Annotated in this window: 16 protein-coding genes and 1 pseudogene; 12 read left to right on the top strand and 5 right to left on the bottom strand. The window is 66.7% G+C overall.

Features of this window, described 5'->3' with window-relative positions:
• Positions 1-48 precede the first annotated feature (48 nt).
• The 7 genes and pseudogenes from AC5Y4H_RS05490 to AC5Y4H_RS05460 all read left to right on the top strand — a co-directional run bounded on the left by AC5Y4H_RS05490 (position 49) and on the right by AC5Y4H_RS05460 (position 6,368).
• The gene (locus tag AC5Y4H_RS05490; RefSeq protein ID WP_499979257.1) at positions 49-867 is read left to right on the top strand and encodes a helix-turn-helix transcriptional regulator; all 819 of its coding nucleotides are present in this window, start codon (positions 49-51) and stop codon (positions 865-867) included.
• Positions 864-2,312 (top strand): Fe-S cluster assembly protein SufB, encoded by a 1,449-nt coding sequence (gene sufB / locus AC5Y4H_RS05485; protein ID WP_499979256.1) that lies wholly within the window; start codon positions 864-866, stop codon positions 2,310-2,312. The genes AC5Y4H_RS05490 and sufB overlap by 4 nt, the downstream gene beginning before the upstream one ends.
• Positions 2,312-3,505: a Fe-S cluster assembly protein SufD gene (gene sufD, locus AC5Y4H_RS05480; RefSeq protein ID WP_499979255.1), complete on the top strand. Its 1,194-nt coding sequence runs from the start codon at positions 2,312-2,314 to the stop codon at positions 3,503-3,505. The genes sufB and sufD overlap by 1 nt, the downstream gene beginning before the upstream one ends.
• Positions 3,502-4,284, top strand: coding sequence for a Fe-S cluster assembly ATPase SufC (gene sufC, locus AC5Y4H_RS05475; protein ID WP_499979253.1), 783 nt, complete (start codon positions 3,502-3,504; stop codon positions 4,282-4,284). The genes sufD and sufC overlap by 4 nt, the downstream gene beginning before the upstream one ends.
• 1 nt (position 4,285) lies before the next feature.
• Positions 4,286-5,548: a cysteine desulfurase gene (locus tag AC5Y4H_RS05470; protein ID WP_499979251.1), complete on the top strand. Its 1,263-nt coding sequence runs from the start codon at positions 4,286-4,288 to the stop codon at positions 5,546-5,548.
• A pseudogene (gene sufU, locus AC5Y4H_RS05465) lies at positions 5,545-6,046 on the top strand (Fe-S cluster assembly sulfur transfer protein SufU). The gene AC5Y4H_RS05470 and the pseudogene sufU overlap by 4 nt, the downstream one beginning before the upstream one ends.
• Entirely contained in the window at positions 6,021-6,368 is a 348-nt protein-coding gene (locus AC5Y4H_RS05460; RefSeq protein ID WP_499979249.1) for a metal-sulfur cluster assembly factor, read from the top strand. The pseudogene sufU and the gene AC5Y4H_RS05460 overlap by 26 nt, the downstream one beginning before the upstream one ends.
• Positions 6,369-6,421: 53 nt before the next feature.
• Here the strand turns inward: AC5Y4H_RS05460 and AC5Y4H_RS05455 are convergent, their stop codons facing one another.
• From AC5Y4H_RS05455 to AC5Y4H_RS05445, 3 genes are all read right to left on the bottom strand, one after another.
• Positions 6,422-7,198 (bottom strand): DUF5666 domain-containing protein, encoded by a 777-nt coding sequence (locus AC5Y4H_RS05455; RefSeq protein ID WP_499979560.1) that lies wholly within the window; start codon positions 7,196-7,198, stop codon positions 6,422-6,424.
• Positions 7,199-7,322: 124 nt separating this feature from the next.
• Positions 7,323-8,111, bottom strand: coding sequence for a DUF5666 domain-containing protein (locus AC5Y4H_RS05450; RefSeq protein ID WP_499979247.1), 789 nt, complete (start codon positions 8,109-8,111; stop codon positions 7,323-7,325).
• A 74-nt stretch (positions 8,112-8,185) separates the two neighbouring features.
• Positions 8,186-10,012 carry an acyl-CoA dehydrogenase gene (locus AC5Y4H_RS05445; protein ID WP_499979246.1) on the bottom strand — a complete coding sequence of 609 codons (1,827 nt, stop codon included), beginning with the start codon at positions 10,010-10,012 and terminating at the stop codon, positions 8,186-8,188.
• 196 nt (positions 10,013-10,208) lie between these two features.
• Here AC5Y4H_RS05445 and trxA point away from each other — a divergent pair, with 196 nt between their 5' ends.
• The 4 genes from trxA (at position 10,209) to AC5Y4H_RS05425 (ending at position 13,449) form a co-directional block, all read left to right on the top strand.
• Positions 10,209-10,544 (top strand): thioredoxin, encoded by a 336-nt coding sequence (trxA, locus tag AC5Y4H_RS05440; RefSeq protein ID WP_499979244.1) that lies wholly within the window; start codon positions 10,209-10,211, stop codon positions 10,542-10,544.
• 82 nt (positions 10,545-10,626) lie between these two features.
• Complete coding sequence (locus AC5Y4H_RS05435; protein ID WP_499979243.1) at positions 10,627-11,436, top strand: enoyl-CoA hydratase; 810 nt, start codon at positions 10,627-10,629, stop codon at positions 11,434-11,436.
• A gap of 22 nt (positions 11,437-11,458) precedes the next feature.
• Positions 11,459-13,096: an ABC-F family ATP-binding cassette domain-containing protein gene (locus AC5Y4H_RS05430; protein WP_499979241.1), complete on the top strand. Its 1,638-nt coding sequence runs from the start codon at positions 11,459-11,461 to the stop codon at positions 13,094-13,096.
• Positions 13,097-13,251: 155 nt separating this feature from the next.
• Entirely contained in the window at positions 13,252-13,449 is a 198-nt protein-coding gene (locus tag AC5Y4H_RS05425; protein ID WP_499979559.1) for a helix-turn-helix domain-containing protein, read from the top strand.
• Positions 13,450-13,487: 38 nt separating this feature from the next.
• On the opposite strand, the gene AC5Y4H_RS05420 is transcribed toward AC5Y4H_RS05425, so the two are convergent.
• Together AC5Y4H_RS05420 and AC5Y4H_RS05415 are read right to left on the bottom strand one after the other, a co-directional pair.
• Positions 13,488-14,069, bottom strand: coding sequence for a TetR/AcrR family transcriptional regulator (locus AC5Y4H_RS05420; RefSeq protein WP_499979239.1), 582 nt, complete (start codon positions 14,067-14,069; stop codon positions 13,488-13,490).
• Positions 14,070-14,092: 23 nt separating this feature from the next.
• Positions 14,093-16,909 (bottom strand): aconitate hydratase, encoded by a 2,817-nt coding sequence (locus AC5Y4H_RS05415; RefSeq protein ID WP_499979238.1) that lies wholly within the window; start codon positions 16,907-16,909, stop codon positions 14,093-14,095.
• A gap of 203 nt (positions 16,910-17,112) precedes the next feature.
• Here AC5Y4H_RS05415 and AC5Y4H_RS05410 point away from each other — a divergent pair, with 203 nt between their 5' ends.
• On the top strand, positions 17,113-17,700 hold the full coding sequence (locus AC5Y4H_RS05410) for an Rv1476 family membrane protein (RefSeq protein WP_499979237.1): 588 nt from the start codon (positions 17,113-17,115) through the stop codon (positions 17,698-17,700).
• Positions 17,701-17,807 lie beyond the last annotated feature (107 nt).

Below are 17,807 nucleotides of genomic sequence, written 5' to 3'. Positions count from 1 at the left end.
CGTGCCGCGCCGGCGGTGTGACCAGGGCAACGCCTATAGAGGGGACCCTTGCTAGACCGATCCCCGGAATTGCGTCACACTGGTGTTGTGAAAATCCGAACCAGCCTCGATGGGGCCACTGGGGGCGGCGACGTCGCTCCCGGCGTGGCGGACGTCGGCGTGCCGGTAGCGGATGGTCACACCCGCCGTGCGATCGTGCGCCTGCTGCTGGAGTCCGGATCGATCACCGCCGGCGAGATCGGTGACCGGCTGGGCCTGGCGGCCGCCGGCGTGCGACGCCACCTCGACGCCCTGATCGGGGCCGGCGATGCCGAGTCCACGGCGGCCGCGGCGTGGCAGCAGGTGGGGCGCGGACGTCCCGCCAAGCGCTATCGGTTGACCGCGGCCGGGCGTGCCAAGCTCGACCACGCCTACGACGACCTGGCGGCGGCGGCCATGCGGCAACTCCGCGAGATCGGCGGTGAAGAGGCCGTGCAGGCCTTCGCCAGGCAGCGCATCGACACCATCCTGGCCGACGTTGCGGCCGCCGACAGCGCGGCGGACACCGACGTCGAGGCGGCGGCCGACCGGATCGCCACCGCGCTGAGCAAGGCCGGCTACGTCACCACCACCACGCAGGTCGGCGGACCGATCCACGGCGTGCAGATCTGCCAGCACCACTGCCCGGTGTCGCACGTCGCCGAGGAATTCCCCGAGCTGTGCGAGGCCGAACAGCAGGCCATGGCCGAGGTGCTGGGGACCCACGTCCAGCGGTTGGCGACCATCGTCAACGGCGATTGCGCCTGCACCACGCACGTACCCCTGACCCAGGCGCCCAGCCCGCGCCGCATGACCGACACCACGAGCACCAAAGGAGCGTCGCGATGACACTCACACCCGAGGCCAGCAAGACGGCTACCGCGCCGCTGACTCAGGAAGAGGCGATCGCCTCTCTGGGGAAGTACGGCTACGGCTGGTCGGACTCCGACGTCGCGGGGGCCAGCGCCCAGCGTGGCCTGTCCGAGGCCGTCGTTCGCGACATCTCGGCGAAGAAGAACGAGCCCGAGTGGATGCTGCAGACGCGGCTGAAGGCGCTGCGCATCTTCGACCGCAAGCCGATGCCGAACTGGGGCTCGAACCTGGGCGGCATCGACTTCGACAACATCAAGTACTTCGTGCGTTCCACGGAGAAGCAGGCGGCCTCGTGGGAGGACCTGCCCGAGGACATCCGCAACACCTATGACCGGCTGGGTATCCCGGAGGCCGAGAAGCAGCGTCTGGTCGCCGGCGTCGCGGCCCAGTACGAATCCGAGGTGGTCTACCACCAGATCCGCGAGGATCTCGAGGCCCAGGGCGTCATCTTCCTCGACACCGACACCGGTCTGCGCGAACACCCGGAAATCTTCCAGGAGTACTTCGGCACCGTGATCCCGGCCGGGGACAACAAGTTCTCGGCGCTGAACACCGCGGTGTGGAGCGGCGGCTCGTTCATCTACGTCCCGAAGGGTGTGCACGTCGACATCCCGCTGCAGGCCTACTTCCGGATCAACACGGAGAACATGGGCCAGTTCGAGCGGACGCTGATCATCGCCGACGAGGGCTCCTACGTGCACTACGTCGAAGGCTGTACGGCGCCCATCTACAAGTCGGACTCGCTGCACTCGGCGGTGGTCGAGATCATCGTGAAACCCAATGCACGCGTTCGCTACACGACCATCCAGAACTGGTCGGGCAACGTCTACAACCTGGTCACCAAGCGGGCCCGCGCCGAGGCAGGCGCCACCATGGAGTGGATCGACGGCAACATCGGGTCGAAGGTCACCATGAAGTACCCGGCGGTCTGGATGACCGGCGAGCACGCCAAGGGCGAGGTGCTCTCGGTCGCCTTCGCCGGTGAAGACCAGCACCAGGACACCGGTGCGAAGATGCTGCACCTGGCGCCGAACACGTCGAGCAACATCGTGTCCAAATCCGTGGCGCGCGGCGGCGGCCGCACCTCCTACCGCGGCCTGGTGCAGGTGAACAAGGGCGCGCACGGATCGCGTTCGAGCGTGAAATGCGATGCGCTGCTGGTGGATACGATCAGCCGCAGCGACACCTACCCCTACGTCGACATCCGCGAGGACGACGTCACCATGGGCCACGAGGCCACCGTGTCCAAGGTCAGCGAGAACCAGCTGTTCTACCTGATGAGCCGCGGCCTGACCGAGGACGAGGCGATGGCCATGGTGGTGCGCGGCTTCGTCGAGCCGATCGCCAAAGAGCTGCCGATGGAGTACGCGCTGGAGCTCAACCGGCTGATCGAGCTGCAGATGGAAGGCGCGGTCGGCTAGTGACGAACCTTACTGAAGCGGTTGAGGGTTCGGCCCTCGCCGCGGCCAACAAGGGCGAGGTCTTCTCCTCGTTCGATGTGGACGCGTTCGAGGTCCCACACGGCCGCGACGAGATCTGGCGGTTCACCCCGTTGCGACGGCTGCGCGGCCTGCACGACGGCTCGGCGCGCGCCACCGGCAAGGCCGTGACCAGCGTCGGCGAGCAGCCCGGCCTGCGGGTCGAGACCGTGCGCCGCGGCGACGAGCGGCTCGGCCAGGGTGGCGTACCGACCGACCGTGTTGCCGCGCAAGCGTTTTCGTCGTTCAACTCCGCAACCCTGATCACCGTCGAGCGCGACACCCGCGTGGCAGAGCCGATCGCGGTCACCGTCACCGGCCCCGGCCAGGGCGCGGTGGCCTACGACCACCTGCAGATCCGGGTCTGCGAGCTCGCCGAGGCGGTCGTCGTCATCGACCACCGGGGCAGCGGAACGCTGGCCGACAACGTCGAATTCGTCGTCGACGACGCCGCCCGGCTCACGGTGGTGTGGCTCGCCGACTGGGCCGATGACGCCGTGCACGTCAGCATGCACCACGCCAAGCTGGGCAAGGACGCGGTGCTGCGCCACGTCGCCGTCACGCTCGGCGGCGAGATAGTGCGACTGACCGCCAACGTGCGCTACCTGCGCCCCGGCGGTGACGCCGAGCTGCTCGGCCTGTACTTCGCCGACGACGGGCAGCACCTGGAGTCGAGGCTGCTGGTGGATCACGCCCAGCCGGACTGCAAGTCGAATGTGTTGTACAAGGGTGCGCTGCAAGGTGATCCGGACTCCGCACTGCCCGACGCTCACACCGTCTGGATCGGCGACGTGCTGATCCGCGCCGAAGCCACCGGTACCGACACCTTCGAGGTGAACCGCAACCTGGTGCTGACCGACGGGGCGCGAGCCGACTCCGTGCCCAACCTGGAGATCGAGACGGGTGAGATCGTCGGCGCCGGACACGCCAGCGCCACCGGCCGTTTCGACGACGAGCAACTGTTCTACCTACGCTCCCGCGGCATCCCCGAGGAGCAGGCGCGCCGCCTGGTGATCCGCGGCTTCTTCGCCGAAATCATCTCCAAGATCGCCGTGCCCGAGATTCGGGAACGCCTGACCGCAGCCATCGAACACGAACTGGCCTTAACCGAAAAGACGGAAACAGCAGCCTCATGACCACTCTGGAAATCAAAGACCTCCACGTCAGCGTCGTAAACCCGAACGCCGCCGAGTCTGAGCGCGAGATTCCCATCCTCAACGGGGTCGACCTGACGGTGAAATCCGGTGAGACGCACGCCTTGATGGGTCCCAACGGTTCGGGCAAGTCGACGCTGTCCTACGCCATCGCCGGCCACCCCAAGTACACGGTGACCTCGGGCTCCATCACGCTGGACGGGCAGGACGTGCTGGCGATGAGCATCGACGAGCGGGCCCGCGCCGGAATCTTCTTGGCCATGCAGTATCCCGTCGAGGTGCCCGGCGTCTCGGTGTCGAACTTCCTGCGCTCTGCGGCGACCGCCGTGCGCGGTGAGGCCCCGAAACTGCGGCACTGGGTCAAAGAGGTCAAGGGCGCGATGGGCTCGCTCGAGATCGACCCGGCGTTTGCCGAGCGCAGCGTCAACGAGGGTTTCTCCGGTGGCGAGAAGAAGCGTCACGAGATACTGCAGCTGGAACTGCTCAAGCCCAAGATCGCCATCCTCGACGAGACCGACTCCGGGCTCGACGTCGACGCGCTGCGCGTGGTCAGCGAGGGCGTGAACCGCTACGCGCAGGCCGAGCACGGTGGCATCCTCCTGATCACGCACTACACCCGCATTCTGCGCTACATCCACCCCGAATACGTGCACGTGTTCGTCGGCGGGCGGATCGCCGAGTCCGGCGGGTCGGAGCTGGCCGACGAGCTCGAGCAGAACGGCTACGTCCGCTTCTCACAAGCGGCGGCAACCGGGGCCTGACATGGCGACACCTTCGGCGGCGGTCTCACCCCTGGATGTCGCGGCCATCCGCGCCGATTTTCCCATCCTCAAGCGCGTCATGCGTAGCGGAAATCCGTTGGCGTACCTGGATTCCGGCGCGACATCGCAGCGGCCGCTGCAGGTGCTCGACGCCGAGCGGGAGTTTTTGTTGACCTCCAACGGCGCGGTGCACCGCGGTGCGCACCAGCTGATGGAGGAGGCCACCGACGCCTACGAGCAGGGGCGGGCCGACGTCGCGGCGTTCGTCGGCGCGGAGTGCGACGAGCTGGTGTTCACCAAGAATGCCACCGAGGCGCTCAACCTGGTGTCGTATGTGCTGGGGGACAAGCGTTTCGGACGTTCCGTCCGGCCCGGCGACGTCATCGTCACCACCGAGCTCGAGCACCACGCCAACCTGGTTCCCTGGCAGGAACTCGCCCGGCGCACCGGCGCGACCCTGCGCTGGTATGGCGTCACGGACGACGGGCGCATCGACCTCGACTCGCTGGAGCTCGACGAACGCGTCAAAGTCGTCGCCTTCACCCATCATTCGAACGTGACCGGTGCGGTGGCGCCGGTGGCCGAGCTGGTCAACCGGGCCCGGGCCGTGGGCGCCCTGACCGTGCTGGACGCCTGCCAGTCGGTGCCGCACCAGCCCGTCGACTTCCACGCGCTCGATGTGGACTTCGCCGCGTTCTCGGGGCATAAGATGCTGGGCCCCAACGGCATCGGTGTCCTGTACGGGCGCCGCGAGGTGCTGACGGACCTGCCGCCGTTTTTGACCGGCGGCTCGATGATCGAAGCCGTGACCATGGAAGGGTCCACCTACGCGCCGGTGCCGCAGCGGTTCGAGGCCGGCACCCCGATGACGTCGCAGGTGGTCGGATTGGGCGCGGCCACCCGCTACCTCAGCGCCATCGGCATGGCGTCCGTACAGGCCCACGAGCACCACCTGGTCGCCGCGGCCATCGACGGGCTGTCCCGCATCGATGCCGTGCGCATCGTCGGCCCGACGTCCATGGAGAACCGCGCATCGCCGGTGTCTTTCGTCGTCGACGGCGTGCACGCACACGACGTCGGGCAGGTGCTCGACGACGAGGGTGTGGCGGTGCGGGTGGGACACCACTGCGCCATGCCGCTGCACCGCCGGTTCGGCGTGGCGGCTACCGCCCGGGCGTCGTTCGGGGTGTACAACACCACCGAAGAGGTCGAGCGTTTGGTGGCCGGCGTGCGCCGCGCTCTGGATTTCTTTGGGAGAGGCTGACATTGCGTCTCGAGCAGATGTATCAGGACGTGATCCTGGACCACTACAAGCACCCGCAGCACCGCGGGCTGCGGGAGCCTTTCGGCGCCGAGGTATTTCACGTCAACCCGGTGTGCGGTGACGAGGTCACGTTGCGGGTCGCGCTGTCCGAGGACGGCGAAACCGTTGCCGACGTGTCCTATGACGGGCAGGGCTGTTCGATCAGCCAGGCGGCGACCTCGGTGCTCACCCAGCAGGTGATCGGACAAAGCGTCGGCGACGCGCTCAAGACCATCGCCGCGTTTACCGAGATGGTGTCCTCCCGCGGCACCATCGAGGGCGACGAGGACGTGCTGGGCGACGGGATCGCCTTCGCCGGGGTGGCCAAATACCCCGCCCGGGTGAAATGCGCCCTGCTCGGCTGGATGGCGTTCAAAGATGCTTTGGCCAAGGCCTATTCGGGCCAAGGAGCAGACTTTTCAGGAGGTTACTGATGAGCGAAACCACCGCGCAGGATGACGAATTCCTTGCCGACCTCGAGGAGGCGATGCGCGACGTCGTCGACCCCGAACTCGGCATCAACGTCGTCGACCTGGGACTCGTCTACGGGCTGAACATCGAGGCGGGCGAGGACGGAACGGTCGCCCTGATCGACATGACCCTGACCTCGGCGGCCTGCCCCCTGACCGATGTCATCGAAGACCAGTCACGCAGCGCGCTGGTGGGGGCCGGGCTGGTCGACGACCTGCGGATCAACTGGGTGTGGAACCCGCCGTGGGGCCCGGACAAGATCACCGAGGACGGCCGCGAGCAATTGCGCGCCCTCGGCTTCACCGTCTGAGTCACGCTTTTCGCGCTATTAAGAAGCCGCTGCGGCTTCGCGCGTCCCCTGGCCTAGAGGTGAATGTGAGGGAGGTGCGGCAGGTGCAGATGCGGGTGTGGGCGTCCCATGGGCGGGCACGTCTCCACACTGATCATCGTGGCGTGCAGGGCGCCGCCATCCTGGGTCCCTTGCGCCCCAATGCATTTGCCATTCGTGATGGCCTGGGTGTTCGACGGCGTCTGCCGCTGGTATGAGGTCGAGTCGGCGACGGTCACGTTGGTCGACGCGCCCGGACCACCGGGGCCCAGGCCACTGATGGCGATCGTGTTGCCCGACACCGAGGACACGGTGCCGTAGAAGCCGGGCGGCGGCGGGCATTTGCCGTCCGCGGATTGAGTGACCGTCACCGCTTGCGCGGTGATCGGGCCGGCAGCCGGCTGGCCGGGCGCCGGAGACCCGGGGGGTGGTGCGCTCTGCGGGGTGGCCTTGACATTCACGCAGCTGCCCGGCGTCACATCCGCCAGCTTTGCCGGGGTGACGTCCATGACAATGGTCTCGGGTGTGTAGTCCACAGTCGCCGAGCCGGTCCGGGTCCGAAGCGCGATCGTCTGACCCGAATTCGACTGCACCATGCCCTCGACGTAGTCCTTGCCGATCGGAGGCGGTGGCGGGGGCGGGGGCGCCGGCGGCGGCGGTGCGGCGCTGGGATTCGCACTCGGCGGGACAGCGGTGACGGCGGGTGGCGCGCTGGTCCTCGAGGTGTCGTGCGAGGAGCCGCACATGACCACACCCACCGCGATGAACGCGATGACTACGCCGAGCGCGATCTGCGTCCGCCGATCTTTCAGCGATAAGGCAGCCACAGGTCTCATCTCCGATCACTCGCCGCCGTTAGCGATTACCCCCGCCGGGCGTGGTTTTCACGCCGCGCCCGGCGGGAGTGACGGCGATCTCACTCAGCCCGGGGCCGGGTCAGCCGCCCTGGCCGGGCTGCTTGGGCTTGCCGCATTTGCCGTCGACGGCCTGCCGTAGGTTGATGCTCGTCGCTTGCAGCGCACCGCCGTTGTCCTGGGTTCCGCGCGCCCACAGGCATTTGCCCGGTGTGATCGCGTCGGTGTTGGCGGACGACTGCTTGCTGTATTTGGTCTTGTCATCGACCGTCACGGTGGTCTGCGTCGTGTTGCCGCTGGGATCGGTGTTGGTCAGGTTGATGGTGTTACCGGACACCGACGCCACCGAGCCGCGGACCCAGGCCGGCTTCGCGGGCGCGTTCGTCGGCGGGAGCGATGGCGGCGTGGTGGTCGAACCGCCGGGCGCGGACTGCGGTGGTTTCGGGCAGGCGCCGTTGACGGACTCGCTGATCTTCACCGACGCGGCGGTGACCGCCTGGCCGGGCGCCGACCCCTCCGTCGGCTTCACGCTGACGCAGCTGCCCGGGGTGACGTCCGGCAGCCCGGCCGGAACGGCCTCGGTGATCTTGGTGGTCGAGGTGAAGTTGACCGACGCGGTCGAGTTGTCTTGTTTGGTGACCTGAATGGAGTTGCCCGCCACCGAGGCGATCAGACCGCTGACGCGCGCCTCGGCATTCGGGGTTGATGAGGTGGTCGTGGACGTGACGGTGGACGTCGACGTCGAGGTGGAGGTGGTTGAAGAATTGGAATTGTTCGAAGAGCCGCAGGCGGATAGGGACAATGCGGTGGCTCCCGCGACGGCGAATACCGCTACGCGAGCGAGCCGGGGCACATTACAGCTGGCAGACATCAACGTTTCTCCATTCGTCGGTTAAAGCCAACGTTAGGGTTTACCCGTTTAAGCTGTGCCTAAGCTGTGCGTTCTCAGAAAGCTTCTTCGGCCAGGTTCATGATCTCGTCGTCGACGGCCTCGATGACGCCGCGCAGCGAGGTCAGCTCCGGCAGCATGTTCTTGGCGAAGAACCCGGCGGTCGCGATCTTGCCCCGGTAGAACGCTTCGTCGTGCCCGGCGCCGTTAGCCAGCGCGCGGGTGGCGACGTCGGCCTGCGCCAGCAGCCGCCAGCCGATCAGCAGATCGCCGACCGCGAGCAGATAGCGCACCGATCCCAGGCCCACCTTATAAATCTCGTTCGGCTGCTGTGCCGCGGACATCAGGTAACCGGTCAAGGCACCCGTCATCGCGGTCACATCGTCGAAGGCCGTCTGCACCAGCTGGGCGATCGGCTTGAGCGCCTCGTCACAGCTGTCGATGGTCGCCGTGATCTGAGTCGTCAAGAACTGCAGGGCCTCACCCCGGTCGCGCACGATCTTGCGGAAGAAGAAGTCGAGTGCCTGGATGGCGGTGGTGCCCTCGTAGAGCGAATCGATCTTGGAATCGCGGATGTACTGCTCCAGCGGATAGTCGGCCAGGAAGCCCGAACCGCCCAGCGTCTGCAGCGACTCGGTGAGCACCTCGTAGGCCCGCTCCGAGCTCACCCCCTTGACGATCGGTAGCAGCAGATCGTCGATCCGGTGCGCCATCTCGGGATCGGCGCCCGAAACACGTTGCGCCACAACGTCATCCTGGTGGGCTGCGGCATACATGTAGAGCGCCCGCAAACCCTCGGCGTAGGCCTTCTGAGTCACCAGGCTGCGACGCACGTCGGGATGGTGAATGATGGTGACCCGCGGCGCGGTCTTGTCCGACATTTGCGTCAGGTCCGCGCCCTGCACGCGCTCCTTGGCGAAGGCCAGCGCGTTCAGGTAACCCGTGGACAGGGTGCCGGTAGCCTTGACGCCAATTGTCATGCGCGCGTGCTCGATTATGGTGAACATCTGCGCGATGCCCCGGTGCACGTCACCGACCAGGTAACCGACAGCGGGCACATCCGTTGCGCCGAAGGTCAATTCGCACGTGGGGGAGGACTTGATGCCCATCTTGTGTTCCACCCCGGTGACGTAAACCCCGTTGCGCGGGCCGAGTTCGAAGGTGTCCGGATCGAACAGGAAGTTGGGCACGTAGAACAGGCTCAGACCCTTGGTGCCCGGACCGGCGCCCTCGGGACGGGCCAGCACCAGGTGGAAGACGTTCTCAGCGGTGTCTCCCACGTCGCCCCCGGAGATGAAGCGCTTGACGCCCTCGATGTGCCATGTGCCGTCGGGTTGTTCGATGGCCTTGGCGCGACCGGCACCGACGTCGGAGCCCGCGTCGGGTTCGGTGAGCACCATGGTGGCCGCCCAGCCTCGCTCCACGCCATGAGCGGCCCATTGCCGCTGCTGCTCGCTGCCCTCGACATACAACGCGTTGGACATGACCGGGCCCAGATTGAAGAAATTCGCCGAGGGGTTGGCGCAGATGAGCATTTCGTTGACCGCCCACGCCAGCGGCGGCGGGGCGGCCATGCCGCCGATGTCTTCGGCCAGACCCAGCCGCCACCAGCCGGCCTCCTTGAGCGCCGCCACCGTCTTGACCAGCTCGTCGGGCACGGTGATTTTGTGCTCGGCTGGGTCGAACACCGGTGGATTGCGGTCGGCGAAGGCGAAGGTTTCGGCCACCGGGCCTTCGGCGAGGCGCGCGGCTTCGGCCAAAATGGTGCGGACCGTGTCCTCATCGAGGTCGCTGTAGCCGCCGGTGCCCAGGACGGCGCCGACATCGAGAACCTCGAAAAGGTTGAACTCGATATCACGAACGTTGGCGATGTAGTGGCTCAAGGCGATTCCCTCACTGGTCCTCGAGACGGCGGATCGTCAGGCTCAGTCTGTCGGACGCGGGAAAACGTACGCAACCGTAACCAGCGACGTGCCGGTAGCCCGCCGTGGGTCGGTAGCTGCGCGTACGCCGGCAGCCGAATCCCGAACTCCTGGGGCGTTGGGGAACACCGCGCCGGCGCCGGGCGTTACGGCAAATGTGACAACACTTGATCTCACCGCTGAGAAGTTCAACGAAACCATCGAGGGTAACGACATCGTGCTCGTCGACTTCTGGGCGTCCTGGTGCGGTCCGTGCCGCCAGTTCGGTCCTACCTTCCAGGCGTCGTCGGAGAAACACCCCGACATCGTGCACGCCAAAGTCGACACCGAGGCCGAGCAGCAGTTGGCGGCCGCCGCCCAGATCCGGTCCATCCCCACGCTGATGGCCTTCAAGAAGGGCAAACTGCTGTTCAACCAGCCCGGAGCCCTGCCACCGGCCGCCCTGGAGGATCTGGTCCAGCAAGTCCGCGCGTTCGACGTCTCGGAAGTTTAGGCCGCCGAGGCCCGGGCGGGCCGGACGAGCCCAGACCGCGCTGCGCGCGGAACCACGGTTAGCTACGCGCTAGGTTGCATGGGTGAGTCTGGTACTGGTAGATCGCCCGCGGCCCGGCGTCGCGCTGATAACCCTCAATCGGCCCGAGCGGATGAACTCGATGGCGTTCGACGTCATGCTTCCGCTCAAGGAGGCCCTGGACAAGGTCACCTACGACAATTCGGTGCGGGTGGTCGTGCTGACGGGGGCGGGCCGAGGCTTTTCCTCCGGCGCCGATCACAAGTCCGCGGGCTCGGTGCCCCACGTCGAGGGGTTGACCCGCCCCACCTATGCGCTGCGCTCCATGGAGGTCCTCGACGAGGTCATCTTGGCGCTGCGCCGGTTGCACCAACCGGTGATCGCCGCGGTCAACGGCCCCGCCATCGGGGGTGGTTTGTGCCTGGCCCTGGCCGCCGACATCCGGGTGGCCTCGACCAGCGCATACTTTCGTGCCGCCGGCATCAACAACGGGCTGACCGCCAGCGAACTGGGCCTGTCCTACCTGTTGCCGCGGGCCATCGGCTCGTCACGGGCTTTCGAGATCATGCTGACCGGTCGTGACATCACCGCGGAGGAGGCCGAGCGCATCGGGCTGGTGTCCTGCCAGGTGCCCGAAGAGCAGCTGCTGGATACCTGCTACGCGATCGCCGCGCGGATGTCGGCGTTCTCGCGGCCGGGCATCGAGTTGACCAAGCGCACGCTGTGGAGTGGACTGGACGCCGGTAGCCTGGAAGGGCACATGCAAGCCGAGGGCTTGGGACAGCTATTCGTCCGCCTGCTCACCGCCAACTTCGAAGAAGCGGTTGCCGCGCGCGCAGAACGACGACCACCGGTGTTCACCGACGACAAATAGGCTTTTTTAGAGGAGAGCGATCGTGATCACGGCCACGGACCTCGAGGTCCGCGCTGGTGCGCGCATCCTGCTCTCACCGGACGGACCCGACCTTCGCGTGCAGCCCGGCGACCGCATCGGGCTGGTGGGCCGCAACGGCGCCGGCAAGACGACCACCCTGCGCATCCTGGCGGGGGAGACCGAACCGTATGCCGGGGCGATCAACCGCGCCGGCGAAATCGGTTATCTACCACAGGATCCCAAAGAGGGCGATCTCGATGTGCTCGCCCGCGACCGGGTTTTGTCGGCCCGCGGGCTCGACGTGTTGCTGACCGATCTGGAGAAGCAGCAGGCGTTGATGGCCGAGGTCGCCGACGACGACGCCCGCGACCGCGCGATCCGCCGGTACGGGCAGCTGGAGGAGCGTTTCGTCGCGCTGGGCGGTTACGGCGCGGAGAGCGAAGCGAGCCGCATCTGTGCGAGTCTCGGCCTGCCGGAACGGGTGCTGACGCAGCAGCTGCGCACCCTGTCCGGCGGGCAGCGCCGCCGGGTGGAGCTGGCGCGCATCCTTTTTGCCGCGTCGGAGGGCGGCGCGGGAATGTCAGGCTCGTCGACCACGCTGCTGCTCGACGAGCCGACCAACCACCTGGACGCCGATTCCATTGGCTGGTTGCGGGATTTCCTGCGCGCGCACACCGGCGGGCTGGTGATCATCAGCCACAACGTCGAACTGCTCGCCGACGTCGTCAACCGGGTGTGGTTTCTGGACGCGGTGCGCGGCGAGGTCGACGTGTACAACATGACGTGGCAGAAGTATCTCGACGCCCGGGCCACCGACGAGCAGCGCCGGCGCCGGGAACGCGCGAACGCCGAACGCAAAGCCACCGCGCTGCGCTCACAGGCCGCCAAGCTCGGCGCGAAAGCCACCAAAGCCGTTGCCGCGCAGAACATGTTGCGCCGTGCCGACCGGATGATGGCCGCACTCGACGACGAACGGGTGGCCGACAAGGTGGCCCGCATCAAGTTTCCCAACCCGGCCGCCTGCGGGCGCATACCGCTGGTGGCCAGCGGGCTGAGCAAGTCCTACGGATCGCTGGAGGTGTTCACCGGTGTCGACCTTGCGATCGACCGGGGCTCGCGGGTGGTGGTACTGGGCCTCAACGGCGCGGGCAAGACCACCCTGCTGAGGGTCCTGGCCGGCACCGAGGCCCCCGACACCGGCGGACTCGAGCCCGGGCACGGACTGCGGATCGGCTACTTCGCCCAGGAACACGACACGCTCGACAACGATGCGACCGTGTGGGAGAACATCCGCCACGCCGCACCGGATTCGGGTGAGCAGGATCTGCGTGGCCTGCTGGGCGCGTTCATGTTCAGCGGCCCCCAACTCGACCAGCCCGCGGGCACCCTGTCCGGCGGCGAGAAGACTCGCCTCGCGCTGGCCGGTCTGGTGGCGTCGGCCGCCAACGTGCTGTTGCTTGACGAGCCGACGAACAACCTCGACCCGGCCTCGCGCGAGCAGGTGCTCGACGCGCTCCGCAGTTACCGGGGCGCGGTGGTCTTGGTGACGCACGACCCCGGCGCCGCCGAGGCCCTCGACCCGCAGCGCGTCGTGCTGTTGCCCGATGGCACCGAGGACTTCTGGTCCGACGAATACCGGGATCTCATCGAGCTGGCCTGATTTCATGGTGGCGACCCGCTTCGCCCGGCCGCGCCGCGCTCGCGATCGCCACTGATTCGCGTGCGATTTGGCGAAATCGCCCCGCGGTCGACCGCGGCTTTTTACTCTGGGTGCTTGCGATCGTGTCCCGCGTCGGAGGAGCCATGAAGAGAACGCTGCAAAGGTCGGCCAAGACACGCGACCAATTGCTGAACGAGTTGCGCCACGCCTACGAAGGCGGCGCCAGTATCCGCAGCCTGGTCGCGAAGACCGGCAGGTCGTATGGGTCGGTCCATAGTTTGTTGCGGGAGTCGGGGACCACGATGCGCAGCCGCGGGGGCCCCAACCGGACCGCAAAGGCGGTGCGGGCGTAGCGTCGTTGCGAAGTCACGTCCCCTGGTTCGCCGCGACGCTACGGCCGATTCTCAGAATCGTTGCGCCGCACCGAATTCTCCACCAGGTCGAGGACCGCGGATAACCGCTGTGGGTCCTCGCCGGCCGCCGACCTGGCCACCAGGCCGTCGAGCACCAACTCCAGATAGCACTGCAGTACGTCGCCCGGGACGTCGTCGCGCACCCGGTGTGCCTCCGTCTGCCGGCGCAGCCGATCGGTGGTCGCCGCCGCCAGCTCGGCCGAACGCTCCGCCCAACCCCGACTGAACGCGGGATCGTTGCGCAGCTTGCGGGCGATCTCCAATCTGGTGGCCAGCCAGTCGAACTGGTCCGGCGCGGCCAGCATGTCGCGCATCACCTGGATGAGTCCCGCGCGGGAAGCCACGTCGGCCATCCGTTCGGCGTCCTCGTGGGCGAGGGCGAAGAACAGCGCGTCCTTGTCCCGGAAGTGATGGAAGATCGCGCCGCGCGACATCCCGATCGCTTTCTCCAACCGGCGCACCGTTGCTTTGTCGTAACCGTATTCGGCAAAGCAACGGCGGGCGCCGTCGAGGATCTGGCGGCGACGGGCCGCCAGATGGTCCTCGCTGACCTTTGGCATCAGGTGATCGGATCGGGTTGCGGTTAGCCCGACTTGAGCATGTTGCGCAGCACGTACTGCAGGATGCCGCCGTTGCGGTAGTAGTCGGCCTCACCGGGGGTGTCGATGCGCACCACCGCGTCGAACTCGACGTCGTTGCCGCCGTCTTTGCTCGCCTTGACGTGCACCGTCTTCGGTGTCTTGCCGTTGTTGAGCTCTTCGATCCCGGTGATGTCGAACACCTCGGTGCCGTCCAGACCCAGATCCTTGGCCGACTTCCCGTCGGGGAACTGCAGCGGGATCACGCCCATGCCGATCAGGTTCGAGCGGTGAATGCGCTCGAACGACTCGGCGATCACCGCGCGAACGCCCAGCAGCCGCGTTCCCTTGGCGGCCCAGTCTCGTGACGAACCCGACCCGTACTCCTTGCCGCCCAGCACCACCAGCGGAATGTCTTGTGCCGCATAGTTTTGCGCCGCGTCATAGATGAACGCCTGCGGCGCGCCGTCCTGGGTGAAGTCGCGGGTGTAGCCGCCGGACACGTCGTCGAGCAGCAGGTTGCGCAACCGGATGTTGGCGAACGTGCCGCGGATCATCACCTCGTGGTTGCCGCGCCGGGAGCCAAAGGAGTTGTAGTCCTTGCGCTCCACACCGTGCTCGTCGAGGTATTGCGCCGCCGGGGTGCCCGGCTTGATGCTGCTGGCCGGGGAGATGTGGTCGGTGGTCACCGAATCGCCCAGCAGCGCCAGGACCCGGGCGCCGGTGATGTCGCCGACCGGCTCGGGCTCGGCCGGCATGCCCTCGAAGTACGGGGGCTTACGCACGTACGTCGAATCGGCATTCCACTCAAAGGTGTTGCCGCTTGGGGTGGGTAGGTTGCGCCAGCGCTCGTCGCCCTTGAACACGTCGCCGTAGTTCTTGGTGAACATCTCGGAGTTGATCGCCGAGGCGATGGTGTCGGAGACGTCCTTCTGCGAGGGCCAGATGTCTTTGAGGAAGACGTCGTTGCCGTTCTTGTCCTTGCCGAGCGGCTGGGACTCGAAGTCGAAGTCCATGGTGCCGGCCAGCGCGTAGGCGACCACCAGCGGCGGCGACGCCAGGTAGTTCATCTTGACGTCGGGGTTGATGCGGCCCTCGAAGTTCCGGTTACCCGAGAGCACCGCGCTCACCGAAAGATCGTTGTCGTTGATGGCCTTCGAGATTTCGTCGGGCAGCGGACCCGAGTTGCCGATGCAGGTGGTGCACCCGTAGCCGACCAGGTAGAAGCCCAGCTTCTCCAAATACGGCCACAGACCGGCCTTGTCGTAGTAGTCGTTGACCACCTGCGAGCCCGGCGCCATGGTGGTCTTCACCCACGGCTTGGATGCCAGTCCCTTTTCGACGGCGTTGCGCGCCAGCAGCGCGGCGCCGAGCATCACCTCGGGGTTGGAGGTGTTGGTGCACGACGTGACCGCGGCGATCACCACCGCGCCGTGGTCGAGTACGAATTCGCCGCGCTCGTCGGAGCGCACCGTGACGGGGTTGCTCGGGCGCCCGGTGGCATGGGCGGCCGCCGAATGCACCTCGGGAACGTCGTCGGCATGTCCGTTCGACACCGCGCCGGGGTCGCTGGCCGGGAACGTTTCCTCGACCGACTCGTCGAGCTTCGAGTAGCCCTGCTGGCCGTCCGCGTCACCATCGACATAGCTGTGGATCTGCTCGCGGAAGGTGGACCTGGCGGCCGACAAGGCGATTCGGTCCTGCGGGCGCTTGGGACCGGCGATCGACGGCACCACCGTGGAGAGGTCGAGCTCGAGGTACTCCGAGAACGCGGGCTCGTGGTCGGGGTCGTGCCACAGTCCCTGTTCTTTGGCGTAGGTCTCCACCAGTGCCAGTTGCCGGTCCGTGCGGCCGGTGAACTTGAGGTAGGAGATGGTCTCCTCGTCGATCGGGAAAATGGCTGCGGTGGAACCGAATTCGGGGCTCATGTTGCCCAGCGTGGCCCGGTTGGCCAGCGGCACCTCCGACACGCCCTTGCCGTAGAACTCGACGAACTTGCCGACGACGCCGTGCTTGCGCAGCATCTCGGTGACGGTCAGCACGACGTCGGTGGCCGTGACGCCCGCCTGGATCTCGCCGGTCAGCTTGAAGCCGACGACCCGCGGGATCAGCATCGACACCGGCTGGCCCAGCATCGCGGCCTCGGCCTCGATACCGCCGACGCCCCAGCCCAGCACGCCGAGGCCGTTGACCATCGTGGTGTGCGAGTCGGTGCCCACGCAGGTGTCGGGATAGGCGACCCCGTCGCGTTCCATCACCACACTGGCCAGGTACTCGATGTTGACCTGGTGGACGATGCCGGTGCCCGGCGGCACCACCTTGAAGTCCTGGAAAGCTCCCTGGCCCCAGCGCAGGAACTGATAGCGCTCGCCGTTGCGCTGATACTCGATCTCGACGTTGCGCTCGAACGCGTCGGCGGTGCCGAACAGGTCGGCGATCACGGAGTGGTCGATCACGAGGTCGGCGGGAGCGAGCGGGTTGACCTTGTCCGCCTTGCCGCCGAGATCGCCGATGGCCTCGCGCATGGTGGCGAGGTCCACGATGCACGGCACGCCGGTGAAGTCCTGCATTACCACGCGGGCGGGCGTGTACTGGATCTCAATGCTGGGCTCCGCCTTGGGATCCCAGTTCGCGATGGCCTCGATGTGATCCTTGGTGATGTTGCTGCCGTCTTCGTTGCGCAACAGGTTCTCGGCCAGCACCTTGAGGCTGTAGGGGAGTTTCTCGGTGTTGGGAACCGCGTCGAGACGATAGATCTGGTAACTCTGGTCGCCGACCTCGAGGGTGTCGCGGGCTTCGAACGAGTTCACGGAATCAGTCACTTCAACTCCCAGAGTCTTTAGTTCTCCCACCGCGACGGGCTGGCCCGGCGGGTCGTCCAAAACTATCGTGCCGACTTTAACAGTACGCTTGTCCTGCATTACGGCGGCCACTCGTGAATCCAGTCTTGTCGCCGCGGCCGCCGGTTTAAACCCCCGACGGCGAAGTCGGTACGGTGCCTCTAGCACTACCGCAGGAGGCGCAGATGACCGGGCGCGATTCGTTCGTCGCACCGCTACCGCAGGACACCGTGTTCTCACACGCTGTCCTGCCGCTCTATATCCCGCAGGACGTTGACATGTCCGTGATCAAGGCTCAGGTCGCCGCGACCGGAGTCAGCGCGCCGCCGGCGGCGATGCCGGGACTGCTCGACGTGGTGAACCAGGCGCGCGGCGAGGGCATCAATTTGAAGATCGTGCTGCTCGACCACAATCCGCCGAACGACACCCCGCTGCGCGACATCTCGACGGTGGTCGGTGCGGATTATCACGACGCGACCGTGCTGACGCTCAGCCCGAGTTACGTCGGCAGCTACAGCACCCAGTTCCCGCGCGTCACGCTCGAGGCTGGGGAGGACATCGCCAAGACGGGCAACCCGGTGGTCTCGGCGCAGCATTTCTTGCACGAGCTGGACACGCCCGAGTTTCCCTGGACCGGCCTGACGATTTTCCTGTTGCTCGCCGTCTTCGCCGCGGCCGTCGGCACCCGGTTGTTGCAAGTGCGTAGCAAGCGCTCAGCAACGTCGGACGGTGCCGCGCCGACCTCCCCAGCCGACGCCAATACCGCCGTCTAGCCAGAGGTATTCGCTTCTTCCGGTGCCCTTGGCGAACCGCCTTGACCTGTTACGGCAAACCGAATAGGTCACCGTTCGGTCACATTAAACGCACGTAGAGAGTGCGA

It is taken from the genome of Mycobacterium sp. NGS58, from assembly GCF_059812385.1.
The sequence above is the reverse complement of the archived record's forward strand: the minus strand, read 5'-3'. Positions and strand labels throughout refer to the sequence as shown.